Origin of the sequence: Arsenophonus endosymbiont of Crataerina pallida (assembly GCF_964020125.1) — a bacterium.
In the GTDB taxonomy this organism is placed as follows: domain Bacteria; phylum Pseudomonadota; class Gammaproteobacteria; order Enterobacterales; family Enterobacteriaceae; genus Arsenophonus; species Arsenophonus nilaparvatae.
Genome location: NZ_OZ026540.1, coordinates 685530 through 701417, shown reverse-complemented (window position 1 = coordinate 701417; position 15888 = coordinate 685530). Strand labels below are relative to the sequence as shown.

Annotated in this window: 12 protein-coding genes and 4 pseudogenes; 8 read left to right on the top strand and 8 right to left on the bottom strand. The window is 37.8% G+C overall.

Annotation, left to right across the window (positions count from 1 at the left end):
• Positions 1-93: 93 nt before the first annotated feature.
• The 3 genes from dcd to apbC form a co-directional block, all read right to left on the bottom strand.
• Positions 94-696, bottom strand: coding sequence for a dCTP deaminase (gene dcd, locus AACL31_RS03545; protein WP_032115375.1), 603 nt, complete (start codon positions 694-696; stop codon positions 94-96).
• A 43-nt stretch (positions 697-739) separates the two neighbouring features.
• Positions 740-1381, bottom strand: a complete 642-nt coding sequence (gene udk / locus AACL31_RS03540; protein WP_310512463.1) for a uridine kinase — start codon at positions 1379-1381, stop codon at positions 740-742.
• A gap of 187 nt (positions 1382-1568) precedes the next feature.
• Complete coding sequence (gene apbC / locus AACL31_RS03535; RefSeq protein WP_310512464.1) at positions 1569-2684, bottom strand: iron-sulfur cluster carrier protein ApbC; 1116 nt, start codon at positions 2682-2684, stop codon at positions 1569-1571.
• A gap of 218 nt (positions 2685-2902) precedes the next feature.
• On the opposite strand from apbC, the gene metG reads away from it, so the two are divergent.
• From metG to sanA, 4 genes and pseudogenes are all read left to right on the top strand, one after another.
• Positions 2903-4930 carry a methionine--tRNA ligase gene (gene metG, locus AACL31_RS03530; RefSeq protein WP_310512465.1) on the top strand — a complete coding sequence of 676 codons (2028 nt, stop codon included), beginning with the start codon at positions 2903-2905 and terminating at the stop codon, positions 4928-4930.
• A gap of 135 nt (positions 4931-5065) precedes the next feature.
• Complete coding sequence (locus AACL31_RS03525; RefSeq protein WP_310513374.1) at positions 5066-5518, top strand: CidA/LrgA family protein; 453 nt, start codon at positions 5066-5068, stop codon at positions 5516-5518.
• 5 nt (positions 5519-5523) lie between these two features.
• Positions 5524-6218: pseudogene (locus tag AACL31_RS03520) on the top strand (CidB/LrgB family autolysis modulator).
• A 355-nt stretch (positions 6219-6573) separates the two neighbouring features.
• Complete coding sequence (gene sanA / locus AACL31_RS03515) at positions 6574-7269, top strand: outer membrane permeability protein SanA (RefSeq protein ID WP_310512471.1); 696 nt, start codon at positions 6574-6576, stop codon at positions 7267-7269.
• A gap of 6 nt (positions 7270-7275) precedes the next feature.
• Here sanA and AACL31_RS03510 read toward each other — a convergent pair.
• Both AACL31_RS03510 and folE read right to left on the bottom strand, forming a co-directional pair.
• Positions 7276-7748, bottom strand: a pseudogene (locus AACL31_RS03510) (DUF418 domain-containing protein).
• 678 nt (positions 7749-8426) lie between these two features.
• Positions 8427-9095: a GTP cyclohydrolase I FolE gene (gene folE, locus AACL31_RS03505; RefSeq protein WP_032115368.1), complete on the bottom strand. Its 669-nt coding sequence runs from the start codon at positions 9093-9095 to the stop codon at positions 8427-8429.
• 1023 nt (positions 9096-10118) lie between these two features.
• On the opposite strand from folE, the gene moeA reads away from it, so the two are divergent.
• Both moeA and moeB read left to right on the top strand, forming a co-directional pair.
• Positions 10119-11360: a molybdopterin molybdotransferase MoeA gene (moeA, locus tag AACL31_RS03500; protein WP_310512468.1), complete on the top strand. Its 1242-nt coding sequence runs from the start codon at positions 10119-10121 to the stop codon at positions 11358-11360.
• Positions 11361-11362: 2 nt separating this feature from the next.
• Positions 11363-12124, top strand: coding sequence for a molybdopterin-synthase adenylyltransferase MoeB (gene moeB / locus AACL31_RS03495; protein ID WP_339053750.1), 762 nt, complete (start codon positions 11363-11365; stop codon positions 12122-12124).
• A gap of 101 nt (positions 12125-12225) precedes the next feature.
• On the opposite strand, the pseudogene AACL31_RS03490 reads toward moeB, so the two are convergent.
• Positions 12226-12573: pseudogene (locus AACL31_RS03490) on the bottom strand (TIGR00730 family Rossman fold protein); the annotation flags it as partial.
• Between the two features lie 273 nt (positions 12574-12846).
• On the opposite strand from AACL31_RS03490, the pseudogene AACL31_RS03485 reads away from it, so the two are divergent.
• Both AACL31_RS03485 and sseA read left to right on the top strand, forming a co-directional pair.
• Positions 12847-13557: pseudogene (locus tag AACL31_RS03485) on the top strand (EamA family transporter); the annotation flags it as partial.
• A 58-nt stretch (positions 13558-13615) separates the two neighbouring features.
• Positions 13616-14398, top strand: a complete 783-nt coding sequence (gene sseA, locus AACL31_RS03480; RefSeq protein ID WP_339053982.1) for a 3-mercaptopyruvate sulfurtransferase — start codon at positions 13616-13618, stop codon at positions 14396-14398.
• 72 nt (positions 14399-14470) lie between these two features.
• Here sseA and AACL31_RS03475 read toward each other — a convergent pair whose 3' ends face one another.
• Together AACL31_RS03475 and dusC are read right to left on the bottom strand one after the other, a co-directional pair.
• On the bottom strand, positions 14471-14722 hold the full coding sequence (locus tag AACL31_RS03475; protein ID WP_026822154.1) for a GlsB/YeaQ/YmgE family stress response membrane protein: 252 nt from the start codon (positions 14720-14722) through the stop codon (positions 14471-14473).
• Positions 14723-14942: 220 nt separating this feature from the next.
• Complete coding sequence (gene dusC / locus AACL31_RS03470; RefSeq protein ID WP_339053749.1) at positions 14943-15884, bottom strand: tRNA dihydrouridine(16) synthase DusC; 942 nt, start codon at positions 15882-15884, stop codon at positions 14943-14945.
• Positions 15885-15888 lie beyond the last annotated feature (4 nt).

Below are 15888 nucleotides of genomic sequence, written 5' to 3'. Positions count from 1 at the left end.
TTTAGATAGCTTATTTTCCGTGACCTGAGAAAATAAAATTATTTTGGTTATAGCATGATTTCAGCTAAACACCGAATTAATTAACTTAAAATATCACAATTTATGATTACTTTTATCATCTTCACTAATTCTACTCCCTACCGCACCTTGTTGATTTTTATATTTTGCATCCTGACGGCGATTATAGGGGCGCTCAGCTGAACCGGATAAAACTTCAAAACTTAATGCGCCAATAACCATACCCGGCCGTAGTGCCAATGGCAGTTTACCTGAATTATAAAACTCTAGCACAATCTGACCGCACCAACCGGGATCAATACGATGAGCAGTAACATGCACCATCAATCCCAAGCGGGCAAGAGAAGAACGGCCATCAAGCCAACCAACAGCATTATCAGGCAAAGTGACTGATTCTAAAGTGACCGCCAATGCTAATTCACCTGGATGCAAAAAAAACGCATCATCATGGCTTAAGGTAATTTCATCACTCATCACCCGATCTAATGCAGCATTAACTTCATTTTTGGGCCCACTAAGATCAATATAAGGTGCAGTATAGCCCTGAAATATTCGAAATTTATTGCCTAAACAAACATCAACGGTTACCCCATTGATCCGTTCGATTGATGGGCGTGGTTCAATAACCAATTTCTTTTCATCAAGCCATTTAACTATATCACGGTCACAAAGTCGCATTTTTCCATCTCCTTGCGAGAATGCCTAATCTATTTATAGATAATTATTGGCAGAACTCCCCTATTTTAGCTTTTAGAATATCAATCGCCACTCGATTTTTTCCGCCACGAGGAACAATAATATCTGCATATTGTTTCGATGGCTCAATAAATTGAAGAAACATTGGACGAACAGTTTTAGTATATTGTTCAATAACAGAATCTAATGTTCTTCCTCGTTCATTGACATCCCGTTTAATTCTTCTTACTAAGCAAATATCCAGTGGCGTATCAACATAAATGGCAAAATCCATATTATTACGTAAGCGCTTATCGGTTAATAATAAAATACCTTCAATAATAATCACTTTTTTAGGCTGAAAAAAAATGGTCTCTCGCTTACGTGTATGCTGAGTATAATCATATTGTGGCACATCAATGCCTTTTCCTGCCTTCAACAATTGAAGATGATGAAAAAGCAAATCATGATCCATTGAGTTGGGATGGTCGTAATTTACTTTCACTCGTTCTTCCATCGGCATGTCATGTTGATCTCGATAGTAACAATCCTCAGTAATCACACCAATATTGTGGTCACCCACTTGAGTACGTAATTCATGATAAAGCGTTTTCGCAATAAGACTTTTACCCGATGCTGAAGCACCTGATATACCGACAATAGCGCACTTATGTGCTGGATCAGCCATTTTAAATAACCTGAGTTTAAATAATAGAAATTAATATAATTAAATATTATGAGCGCCGGAATTATAAGGGGTTATTGTAGTATCTGCCAGCATTTAAAATTAGGTCTGGCTAATTTTCATAACAAGACCTAATAATAATTATCACTTCATATTTATTTTCAATCAATAAGCTATGAAATTAATCAGTTTAAATAGCTCGGAAAGCAATTTCAGTGGGAATTTTTTCTCCTGCCCAATACATCTGAGCAGAAATTGTCGATGCTATTTCTCGATAAATATCAGCGAACTCACCATCAGGATCGCGCATTACTGTCGGTTGACCTTGATCTAAATCCTCACGCAGAGAAATATGTAATGGGATCTTACCTAACAGCTTGCACTGGTATTTTTCTGCCAATATTTCTGCTCCACCTGAACCAAAAATAGGCTCTACGTGACCACAATTACTACAAATATGTAGACTCATATTTTCAACAATACCCAATACCTGCACTTTTACTTTGTCAAACATCGCGATGCCTTTCATCGCATCAAGCAAAGCAATATCTTGTGGTGTGGTAACGACAATCGCCGCGGTAACGGGTATATTCTGTGCTAAGGTTAATTGAATATCACCAGTTCCAGGTGGCATATCAACCACTAAATAATCTAAATCTGGCCATTCGGTATCCTGTAACATTTGCATCAAAGCCTTGCTAGCCATTGGACCACGCCATATCATCGCATTATCATCATTAATCAAATAACCAATTGAATTAGTCGCTAGCCCATAATAAGCCATTATAGGTACCATATGATGCCCATCAGGTGATGTGGGCCGCTGATTTTTAGTTGCCAACATAGTCGGAATAGAGGGACCATAAATATCAGCATCCAGAATACCTACCTTCGCTCCTTCTTGCGCTAATGCCAACGCCAAATTCACTGTCGTGGTTGATTTGCCAACCCCTCCTTTACCTGAACTGACAGCGATAATATTACGCACCCCATTAATACCAGGCAAATTATTCGCTCTACGTAATGTATTGATATTATGACGTAATTCCCACTCTACTGTTTGCGCGCCAGTTATTTTTCGTAATTGCGGTGTCAGCTGCTCAATTAATAACTTAAAAGGTGTTTTCCAGGCAAAGGGCATGACTAATTCAATATGTAAAACATCATCGAGTAATACACAATGACATAATGCCTTTAATGTACTCAGATTACTTTGCAGTGTCGGATGAGAAAATGTGTCTAAAACCTCAGCGACTTGCTGAGTTAACTTTTTTGCTTTTGTTTGTTTGAAGGATCCTGAATTCATCGCAGCTCCTTTTATTTAGTATTAAATTATCAACAATTAATCACTACATCATACCAAAGAACAATTTAATTAAGATAAATAGATAATAAAAACGACGCTTATCAAGCAAAATTACGATAAAATAATGATTGATTATTCATGTTCAGGCCTAGCCGGAAAAAACGCAATCAGTTAACATCAAATTATTGTTCAATTTTTATGGGAATTAGATCCTTACTATGTCTCAAGTCGCGAAAAAACTTTTGGTAACCTGTGCGTTACCTTATGCTAACGGTTCAATACACCTTGGCCATATGTTAGAGCATATTCAGGCCGATATTTGGGTTCGTTATCAACGAATGCGCGGCAAGCAGGTTTACTTTATTTGTGCCGATGATGCCCATGGCACTCCAATTATGCTAAAAGCTCAGCAATTAGGTATAACGCCTGAAGAGATGATTAGTAAAGTAAATCAGGAACATCAACACGATCTTGCTGACTTTGCCATTAGTTATGATAATTACCATTCAACTCATAGTGTAGAAAATAAAACATTATCTGAACAAAGTTATTTAACACTAAAAAAGAGTGGCTATATCAAAAACAAAACTATCTCGCAACTTTATGATCCTAAGCAAGGTATGTTTCTACCCGATCGCTTTGTTAAAGGGGGTTGCCCAAAATGCCAAGCCGCTGATCAATACGGTGATAATTGTGAGGTCTGTGGAGCAACTTATAACCCAACAGAACTTATCAATCCCCACTCGGTGATTTCTGGTGCAACGCCTGAAATGCGTGAAACAGAGCATTTTTTCTTTGATTTACCCGCATTTAGTCATATGCTGCAAACTTGGACACGCTCAGGGGCTTTGCAACCACAAGTGGCAAATAAAATGCAAGAGTGGTTTGAGGCGGGTTTACAGCAATGGGATATTACTCGTGATGCCCCTTACTTCGGTTTTGAAATTCCTAATGAGCATGGCAAATATTTTTACGTCTGGTTAGACGCTCCTATTGGTTATATGGGGACATTTAAAAATCTATGTGACAAACAACCCAATATTGATTTCGATAGTTATTGGCACAAAGATTCTACTGCCGATCTTTATCACTTTATCGGTAAAGACATTGTCTACTTCCATAGCCTATTTTGGCCAGCAATATTAGAAGGTAGTGGTTATCGTAAGCCTACAAATATCTTTGTTCACGGTTATATCACTGTAAATGGCGCAAAAATGTCCAAATCACGGGGTACATTTATTACCGCGCGCGCCTATTTAGATCAGCTGGATGCTGATTGTTTACGTTACTATTATGCCGCTAAGCTTTCTTCCCGCATTGATGATATTGACCTTAACTTAGAAGACTTTGTCCAACGGGTAAATAGCGACATCGTGAATAAAGTCGTCAACCTCGCGGCTCGCAATGTTGGATTCATCAATAAACGCTTTGATGGTAAGTTATCATCGCAACTTGCAGCTCCTGAGCTTTACCAGCAATTTATTGCCGCAGCAGACAAAATTGGTCAACAATTTTGTCATCGTGAATACAATAAGGCGATTCGTGAAATTATGTTACTTGCCGATCTAGCCAATCGTTATATCGATGAGCAAGCACCCTGGGTAGTTGCTAAGCAGGAAGGTCGCGAACAAGATTTACATGATATCTGTTCGATGGGTATCAATTTATTTCGCGTGCTAATGACTTATTTAAAACCTATATTACCGGGACTCACCAACCGGGCAGAAACTTTTTTAAATATTTCACTAAACTGGGATGATATTAGCGACCCTTTGCTAAATCATGAAATTACGCCATTTAAAACCTTATTCCAGCGAATCGAAATGAACAATGTAACCGCTATGTTAGCGGCATCTAGCGAAAATATAACGGCGAAAACAATGACTAATCAACAAGATTGCGAAAATTCCTTCCAAGATATCATCAGTTTTGATGACTTCAACAAAGTCGACTTACGAGTTGCTTTAATTAAGCAAGCTGATTTAGTCGAAGGCTCCGATAAGCTGCTAAAACTCCAATTAGATTTAGGTGATAGCAACCGACAAGTTTTTTCTGGTATTCGCGCGGCTTATCCTGATCCGAAAGTACTTGAAGGGCGCTTAACGATCATGGTCGCTAATTTAGCACCACGAAAAATGCGTTTTGGCGTTTCAGAAGGGATGGTATTAGCCGCCGGTCCTGGTAACAAAGATATCTTTCTATTAACTCCAGATGCTGGCGCCAAGCCCGGTATGCAAGTAAAATAGATTAACAATAAAAAGCATTAAATTAAAATGGCGACAATTGCATTTTCGCCATTTTTAATCCCAGTGACTACACCAGCCTGGCACATTAAGTGGGCTAATTGTATTATCAGTATGTTTTGTTATAGGACTGGTATGATGTTGTTTTGCAAAAATATTCTTTATATTAGTTGGCAATATTTACGCGCTTTTTTACTCATTTATCTCTGCCTAATAATAGGAAACCTAATATCAAATTTACTGCCTTTTTCTCTGCCAGGAAGTATAATTGGTATGCTGGTGTTGTTTAGCTTATTAACCGTCCAAATCATACCTGTCCACTGGATACAACCGTGCTGTCATTTGCTGCTCAAAAATATGACATTGCTATTTATTCCAATCGGGGTAGGCATAATGAATTATTATGATATGCTTAGCCAACAAATTATCCCTATTTTACTCTCCTGCATTATTAGTACCTTAATTATTATGATTATTGTTGCTTATAGCTCACACTGTATTCATCGTGACCCTAATATAAATACCTCGGATGCTGGTAAGCAGCAGCAGAAAAAACAAATTAAGCAAAAAAATAGGCCAAATAACGAGTAACAACAATGTTAAATCATATATGGTGGTCACTACCTTTTACCATTATCGTTTTCTTATTAGCGAGAAAATTATCCCAAAAATACCGATTAACTATTTTAAATCCGCTGTTAATTTCAATCACTATCATTATTGCTACTTTACTAATAACACATACTTCATATAGCCATTATTTCTCTGGTAGCCGTATTCTCAATGATTTGTTACAGCCAGCAGTTATCGCCTTGGCTTTGCCATTATACGAGCAATTACATCAAATTCGTGCCCAATGGAAATCCATTATTAGTGCTTGTTTTATTGGGAGTCTGATTGCTATGGTCACAGGAACCGCTATTGCGTTATGGACAGGCGCGAGCGTCGAAATGGCTGCTTCAATATTACAAAATCTGTTACAACACCGATTGCGATGGCGGTTTCACAAGGGATTGGCGGCATACCAGCCATCAGTGCAGCTTGTGTGATTTTAGTTGGCATTTTTGGTGCTATGTTTGGGCATTTACTGTTTAATTTTTTGCGGATAAAAAACCCTATTGCTCGAGGATTAGCGATGGGAGCAGCCTCACATGCAGTAGGTACTGCGCGTAGCGCCGAGATAAACTACATTGAAGGTGCCTATAGTTCTCTCGCATTAATGACGTGTGGCATAATCACCTCATTAATTGCCCCTTTCATTTTTCCTTTAATAATCGATTTATTACATTAAATGATTAGCTATAAAAAATGAATCAACAACATAGTAATCACTTTCTGTCTATTTTATGTAGAAAAATTAATCTCACTGGCGGGCGGTAACTTTAATTTTTAGGTTATTTTGGCTGAATAAATTTAAATCAAATCTAGCCAGTTGCCACAGTAGCCTTGAACAATGTGTTAAAGCAACTAATTGGAGGTAATTTCAGCTAGTCTGAATATCGTATTTACAAACTTGCTGCCTTCTGACTATTATAAGTCTTATCTAGCAATAAGCTGTTGAATTAATCAGGGGCCGCGCATGATAATAAGTAAAATAGCCCTTATTAAGCTGACTTTCTCTATCCTGTAATCTATAGGCATAAATGATGAGGAAATTCCTTATTTATAGCTTACTTACCATTATAGTAACAGCAATCGTTGCTACTCTAGCATTCGATCGTTGGATTAGTTGGAAAACTGCTGACTATATCTATGATGATGTAAAAAAATTACCACCTCGCAGCGTTGGTATGATTTTAGGTGCGTCAAAATATTATTCTGCCGGTTTACCTAATGAGTACTATAAATATCGAATTCAAGGTGCCATTAACGCTTATAATAGCGGTAAAATAAAATACTTACTGGTTAGCGGTGATAATGCCCATTACAATTATAATGAACCTATCACCATGCGTAGAGATCTGATCTCAGCTGGTATCCCAGCGGCAAAAATTGTGTTAGATTTTGCAGGCTTCAGAACATTGGATTCGGTTGTCCGAACTCACCAAGTGTTTGCCACTAACAATTTTACTATTATTACCCAACGTTTCCATTGTGAAAGAGCATTATTTATCGCTATGAAAAAAGGGATTGATGCACAGTGCTATGCAGTTTCCTCACCCAAAAAAATCATTAAAGTTCGTTTACGCGAGGTTTTTGCCCGTATTAATGCCCTAATTGATCTCTATATATTAAAAAGTGAACCCCGCTTTTTGGGACAACAGGAATCTATCCCCGCACCGATAAAAATGCCTGATGGTATCAAAGGATATCCTGCCGTTTTACCTGAAGAGCTGAAATAATTTCAGCTAGCAAGTAGCGAATTTATTGGTTAAATAACGCCATAACCACTCTATTGGCCCTTGCGTAAAATATTTCAACCAGCTGATGGCAAATATAATATTAATGAACCAAATCAGCGGCACAAAGCTAAGTAATGCTAAACGGCCAAATTGAGCAAAAAAACAAACCGATAAAAAATAGTGGTACAGATCAGCGTCTGTAATAAGTAGCTAGTTAAAGCCATACGGCCAACTGATTGCAGCCATTTAATAATGAAGATATTTTTTATTTGTGGCCAAAAACCATAAATAATAGCAATATAGCCAATAACTTGAACCGGAATAATAATCTGATTAATAATAAAACCTAATAACCCAGTTACAATATAACTCCAGTCATAGTAATACTGGATGGCATTAGAACAGAGTTGAATAAAAATAGTTAATGGGATTGTCCAATAAGCAACATAGAGATAATGAAACAAAGAAAAATTTCCCATTAACCAGCCAATTCTCACTAATGCTGCACCAGCCATCATTAATGCCAATAACTGCCAACCATAATGGATCACTAACATAATTAATCTTTGTGCTACCGATTCAGCCCGATATAAGAACGCTTTCCATCCGCCCGCTATTTTAATGTTGATCTCATTAGTAAAATCATTTTCTGCTGGATACCAAAATGACGAAACATCGGTAAAATAACTAAAACTGCCAAAAATAATTAAGCCGGATAAATAAATAACAATAGATTTATAATAGAGCTGCCTAGTGTTATTAAAATGAATAAATTTTATTGCCAATAGCCCCGTCAAAGCATAAGGCAATAGAATATCCCCATCCCATAACCCAATGCCATGCAGCAGACCAATAATAGCCAATACAAACAGACGAATTTGATTCCAATATAAACCCTGCTTAGACAAAAATTCAAAACTTGCACCAAATAACAAACTAAAAATTGCCAGAAATTTTCCCTGCACAAAGATATTCAAAAATACCCAGCACCAAATATCCCCGGCTGTTGTGCTAGCAATATAAACTGGATTCACATAAGCTAATTCAGGTAGCGCAAAAGCAAAAATATTAACCAGCAAAATTGCAAAAATAGCGCTTGCACGCAGCAGATCAATTTGTTCAATCCGCTGCCGCCTGGCTTTAATAACAAACATTAATTAGCGGTAACGCAGGCGAGAAATATTGCGTAAAAACTCCTGACGGGTATTTTGACTTGATTTAAATAAACCACCTAGCGAGGTTGTCATAGTGCTGCTGCTTACATCACGAACGCCTCTGGCTTTCACACAATAATGAACAGCATCAATTGAAACTGCGACATTACTTGTACCTAATAAAGTTTGTAGCGCAATTAAAATCTGCTGGGTCAAACGTTCCTGAACTTGTGGCCGTTGAGAAAAAAATTGAACAATACGATTAATTTTAGATAAACCAATCACTTTATCCTTTGGAATATAGGCCACTGTTGCCTTACCATCGATAGTAACAAAATGATGCTCACAGACACTCGTTAACGTAATATCGCGAACCGTTACCATTTCGTCGAAATCCATTTTATTTTCGATCAAAGTAATTTTAGGAAAGTTATTATAATCGAGTCCTGAGAAAATTTCGTCAACATACATTTTAGCAACGCGTTTAGGTGTTTCCACTAAGCTATCATCTTTAAGATCGAGATTAAGTAAACGCATAATTTCACTCATGTGCCCTTCAATCTGTTGTTTACGCTCATTTGAGGAAAGAGATTGCCCGCAAAGAGGGGTTTCAAGACCACGAGCTTCTAGTGCTTTACGAACAAGATGCGCTTCTTGACTGAGCGATGACATGCATTTCTCCAACAATAAAATTCAACATTAATTTAACTAAACATTCAATAAATGGATACCATTATCCCATTACAATATCCTATCCTAACAAAATATTTTTTATATCGCGCTAATTTTCATATCAGAGTCACTATTTATTTTTTGTTTTTTCTGTTCATTTATATAAAAACATCAATTTATATTACTACAAATAATCGATTTACTGACTATAGCCTCATTTTAAACCCATCGAGTTGCGACTAAATATTTTATCAAAACAGATGAGCCTGTTAGCTAGCAAAATTGATTGCTTTAATATCACAACACAATAAATAGTGGCCGTCGTTTTTGTATATTTATATTGTTATTTATTGTGGGTGGCAGCAAAGAAATTATTTTAACCATAGCGTTCAGATTTTTAATAGCCTATTGTTTAAGCATGTAAAGATTAAAAAATGTTCGGTGATGGTTTTCCTGTTATGAAAGACTGGCTGATCGATCATTAAGAGCGCAAAATCGATAAGAACGCAAACAATAGTCGAAATTGAATAATTATTTAAAAAAGATCGGCATTATTTAGACTATTTTGTATTTTTGTTAGTATTTCTATCAGATTATTAATTTCTTTTTCAGTTGATCCATAACTGATTTTTTAACATGTTGAATTAACTTATCAGAAATAATGCTTTAATTGATTCCATCCTCTTCCGATAAATATTTCATAATTAATAACTATTCTGGTGATAAATTAAACGGACTCAGTATCTCTTTTATCTTACATGTTTATAACAGATCGGTTTGATGAATAAATTTATAAAAAACATTTCGCTTGATGCACGCCTAATATAAAAATAATTTGCGGCGGCAAATTTTAATATTAAGCGTGTAATTTCAGTCAGCTCTATTTTTTATCTAATATTTTATTATTTTTTATAGTAGATAACTTCTTTGTTAATAAGTGAGATTGTTGTCATAATGCACTGAAAATATTTGGCAAAATTATGCCAATATCAGTTAAAACGGTAGTATTATTTGGAGCCAGATATGGAGCATTATCATACCGACCAATTATTATCGCTGAAGGAAGTATTAAATAATATATTTACCCTAATCACCCCAATTGCAGAAAAAGAAATTATCCCACTAATAGAATCAATTAATCGCATTACTGCCAGAGAAATTATATCGCCAATTAATGTCCCTCCATTCGATAATTCAGCCATGGATGGTTATGCAATACGCTTTAATGATTGGCATGACGCCGCCCCATTGGTTGTTGCGGGTACAGCGCTAGCTGGTTCTGCTTTTCGCGATCCGCTGCCAGCCAAGTCTTGTATTCGCATTATGACAGGAGCGCCGATCCCCTCTGGCGTTGATACGGTCATCATGCAAGAAAACACCCGGTTAGTTGATAATGCCATTAGTTTCATTCAGCCAATAAAACCAGCTAGTAATATTCGTTTTGCCGGCGAAGATATTCGACAAGGTGATACGGTCTTGACAATAGGCAGCAAACTTTCCGCCACTCAGATATCCCTTGTTGCATCATTGGGGATCAGCGAGATTGAAGTTTTTCGCCAATTGAAAGTGGCTATTTTCTCTACTGGCGATGAACTACAAACTATTGGCCAGCCATTGGCTGCCGGTCAAATTTATGATACCAATCGGCTGGCAATACGCTTAATGTTAGAAAAAATGAACTGCCAAGTGATTGATTTAGGGATTATTGCCGATGAGCCTGACAAACTCTATCAAGCGTTTGAACAAGCGGACCAACAAGCCGATCTGGTTATTAGCAGCGGTGGTGTGTCGGTGGGGGAAGCTGATTATACCAAGCAGATCCTTAATGAAATAGGCAGCATCAATTTTTGGCAACTGGCAATCAAACCCGGTAAACCATTTGCCTTTGGTAAACTAAAATCTGCCTGGTTTTGTGGTTTACCCGGTAATGCTGTATCCGCTATAGTCACCTTTTATCAACTGGTACAACCCATTATCAATCACCTTTCCGCTTTTAGCCAATGGCAAAGAACACCCTATTTAAAAGCGCGCACCACCAGCCTGATAAAAACATCACCAGGACGCCTTGAGTTCCAACGAGGGGTTACCAGGGTAAATTCTCAAGCCGAGTTAGAGGTAACCCCCATGCCACAGCAAGGTTCACACATTTTGAGTTCCTTTAACCAAAGTAACTGTTTTATCGTTTTAGAGCAAAATCGTGGCGCGGTTAACGCAGGTGAATTAGTTGATATTGAGTATTTTAATCATTTATTAATAAGTGAATAAATATGGCTATTGAATTATCTGACCAAGAGTTACTCCGTTATAATCGCCAAATTATTTTACAAAATTTCGATTTTGACGGACAAGAAAAATTAAAAGCAGCAAAAGTATTAATTGTCGGAATGGGTGGTTTAGGTTGTGCCGCCGCTCAATATTTAGCCGCAGCAGGCATCGGGCAGCTAACACTATTGGATTTTGATACCGTCTCTCTATCAAATTTGCAACGGCAAATCCTATATAACGACCAATCTATCGGTAACGCAAAAGTTGACTCGGCCAAAACCGCATTACTTAAAATAAATCCGCACATAGAAATTTCTACAGTTAATAGAAAACTGGCAGAATATGAACTGAATACTTTAATCAAACAACAAGATGTAGTTGTTGATTGTACCGATAATGTGACTATTCGCGAACAACTTAACCGCCTATGTTTAACGTTAAAACGCCCTTTAGTATCAGGTGCTGCTATTCGCATGGAAGGACAACTGGTGGTATTAACTTATCAAGATAATACCCCCTGCTATCACTGTTTAAGTCGTTTATTTGGTGAAAATAATCTCTCTTGCATCGAAACCGGCGTTATGTCTCCACTGGTTGGTATTATTGGTAGCTTGCAAGCGATGGAAACACTAAAATTACTCACTAACTATGGTAAAATTATCAGCGGAAAAGTGCTATTTTATGATGCTATGTCAACAGAATTTCGAACGATTAATTTAATGCCTGATCCTAATTGTGAAGTCTGTCAGGCAACCACCATATAGAGCTAACTTTTATAGCTGTGAAACCAATATATCACTTTTTAATTATTTATTTTATTAGTGCTAACCAAGTGATGGAAACTTAACACAGCTATAGATCATCATTCTTCCAGGGTACCAAATCCCCCCGGTAGCGCAATAAACCCATCAGCCAAATCAATCATTTTCTGCTTACGTTGATGCATAGTATCGACAATATGGATTTCACTCAAACCAGTATGAGAAATCTCACGTTCAACTAATAAATTAGGCATTACACCAACCACTCGACCACCTTGCTCCAATACCGAGTTAGCTAAAACACCCATAATACCGACGCGGCCACCGCCATAAACCAGCGTTATTTTTCTGTTAACCAGTTCGGATGCCAATGCAATTGCCTGCTGTTGATAAATATCACTGGCTCCTACACTAGATCCGCAATAAACTGTTACACTATTTATCTTATCCACATTATCCTCCTTAACTTAAATTTACTAATGTCAGCCTTAGCAGACATTAATCAAATCTAACAAACGCATAAATATTTTTCATGTCATTTCTTTTTTAAAATTAACAATTATTATAGTGAATATCCTATTTACAATCGGCATTGAAAAGAATATTTGTTTACTTATCTTTTATGTAATAATTACACAATATCATTAAGCAAATCTTGCTGTTACTGAGTTATTATTTAGTTTTCTAACATTTATTTTGTTCTCTATTTTTGAGGTTACCTCCAGATGTCATTTGTCTTAAATCAAAAGCGTAAAACGCTGTTGCCCGTATTGTTATTGCTATGCGCAATGATATCAATACAAAGTGGAGCTTCATTAGCAAAAAGTCTATTTCCAACTATCGGTGCACTTGGCGTAACAGCTTTAAGACTATTTTTGGCAACGATTATTCTTTTTATAATTTTTAAACCTTGGCGAAAAAAGTTACGCAGCCATTCATTAAAACATTTAGTTATTTATGGTATCTCCTTAGGCTCAATGAATTCGCTGTTTTATCTATCGCTAGAAAGGATCCCATTAGGGATCGCTGTGGCATTAGAGTTCACCGGCCCTTTAGCCGTAGCAATGTTCTCATCTCGCCGCGCGATTGACTTTGTTTGGATATTAATGGTTATTGTTGGATTAGCCTTTCTACTACCTTTTGGAAACAATATTAATAGTTTAGATCCAGTTGGTATTACTTATGCTTTAGCTGCCGGTATTTGCTGGGGAACGTATATCATCTTTGGTCAGCGGGCTGGGGCGGGTTATGGTACAGCAACAGTGGCTTTAGGTTCGTTTATCTCGACATTGATTTTTTTTCCGGTCGGTCTTCTTACCGTTGGCATTGGACCGCTATTTGATCTGTCAATTCTACCAATTGCACTTGCGGTGGCTATTTTGTCAACGGCCTTCCCTTACACGCTTGAAATGTTTGCTCTAACACGTATGCCGGCGGTACGAAGCATTTTTTGTTAGCCCGCAATGGCTTCATCGGCATTTAACGGATGAAAATATTGTCCTAGTTGATGCTTCTGCGCCGCCACCTACCGATCCAACTGATTATCAACAACGATATTATCAAGAACATATTCCCAGTGCGCAATTTTTCAATTTGGATATTGTTGCTGACCAAAGTAATAATCTGCCTCATATGCTACCTGATGAAATAACTTTCACTCAAGCGGTTGAACAATTAGGCATCAGCAATCATCATCAAGTTGTTATTTATGATCAAGGCGCACTATTTTCCGCCCCGCGCGCCTGGTGGACCTTTAAAACATTAGGCTGTAATAATGTTAAAATTTTAGCCGGAGGGCTATGCGGATGGAAAAAAGCGGGCTATTCGCTAGACTCCGGTCTGTCTGTGGTACGTGAAAGACAGCAGTTCATTGCTAAATGTATTACTGATCAAGCTTTATCCCAACAACAAGTCATCACCCTTCTTCAACAACCTAATGTCCAATTTATCGATGCACGCCCCACTGCCCGTTTCTGCGCACAGCAGCCAGAACCGCGCCCAGGATTACGGATGGGACATATGCCAGGCAGTAAAAATGTCCCTTGGGATTGGTTAGTCAATGAAGGTTGTTATAAATCACCGGCAGAGTTAAAAGCTATTTTTGCCAAACAACAGGTTGACATTATGCAGCCCACAGTCATTAGCTGTGGTTCTGGTATGACTGCCGCTGTAGTGTTACTTGCTTTAATACTTTTAGGTAATAAGAATGTCAAACTTTATGATGGCTCATGGGCTGAATGGGGCCAAGATAATGGATTACCGATTGAAACGAAGTAAGATAAAAACATAACTGCCAGTTTAGCAGTTATGTTTTTATATGAGAAATGCTTATTATCTTTAGATAGTGGGCTATGGGCGACCGACCATTCCGGCGATAAAAAGGACAACGATAGCACCAATTACGGCAACAATAAAACTGCTTAAATTAAAGCCATCCACTTTGCCTTTACCAAAGAAGGTACTGATATAACCGCCGACAACTGCGCCGACAATACCGAGGATAATGGTCATGATAATCCCCATATTGTAAGCACCTGGCATGACCCACTTAGCAATAATACCAGCGATCAAACCAAAAATAACCCAGGACAAAATACCCATACACACCCTCCGAAATATCCAACATATCAAATAAGTTAAAAAACTAACTTGCTAACATTTCAAATATATGAACACTTTTTAGTAAAGAACCTAACCGCCAGAAATGCAAATAGATAAGCTATTTTTTATCAAAAATTTGTGATAATCATTTTATATTAGTCGATTAGGCGTCTTATAATATGTTGTATTTTATACTGTTTTTTAAGTATGTTGTGACAGCTCAACAAAAAGTATGACGTTCAATTATATTAGCAATAGCGGCTGATTTTTTCTCTACTCTGATCTGATTAAATAACTCAGCCGCTTCAACATACTTTTTACGCAAATAACCTAACCACTGTTTAATACGCGCTGCGTGATATTGACCTCTATCACCTTGTTTTTCCAGCTGAATATATTTAAATAGAATTTGCATAACCTGCGGCCAAGCCAGCGGTTCAGCTTGATATTTGATCACCTGAGCCAGGTTAGGAACATGTAATCCACCTCGGCCAATCATCAACGCGTCACAGCCGGTTATCGTCCTGCACTCATTTGCACTATGCCAATCCCAAATTTCGCCATTGGCGATAACCGGTATAGTTAATTTTTGGCGTATCTGGCCGATGGTTAGCCAATCGATTTTTTCTGCCCGATACCCCTCTGCCTTAGTTCGACCATGAATGATAATTTCTGTCGTGCCAGCCTGTTGCACCGCATCGGCAATTTCAAATGCCAAACAACGATCATCCCAACCTAACCTGACTTTTACTGAAGTAGGTAAACTCGTAGGTACTGCCGCCCGGATCGCCTTAGCAGTCTGATATATCCGCTCAGGATCCTTTAGTAGTGTCGCCCCACCGCCATGACCATTAACTGTCGGAGACGGGCAGCCACAATTGAAATCCACCCCCCAAGAGCCTAACTCTACTGCTCGTGCCGCATTTTCAGCTAACCATTGCGGATGCTGACCCAGTAATTGAATACGTACTAATGTACCTGATACAGTTTTACTTGCTTGATATAATTCAGGGCAAATTCGATAAAATGTTTTGGTTGGCAATAAACTATCCACCACCCGCAAAAATTCGGTGATACAAAGATCATATTCGTTAACTTCAGTTAATAGCTGACGCACCAAAGAGTCGAGAACCCCTTCCATCGGGGCGAGTAATATTCGCATTTAT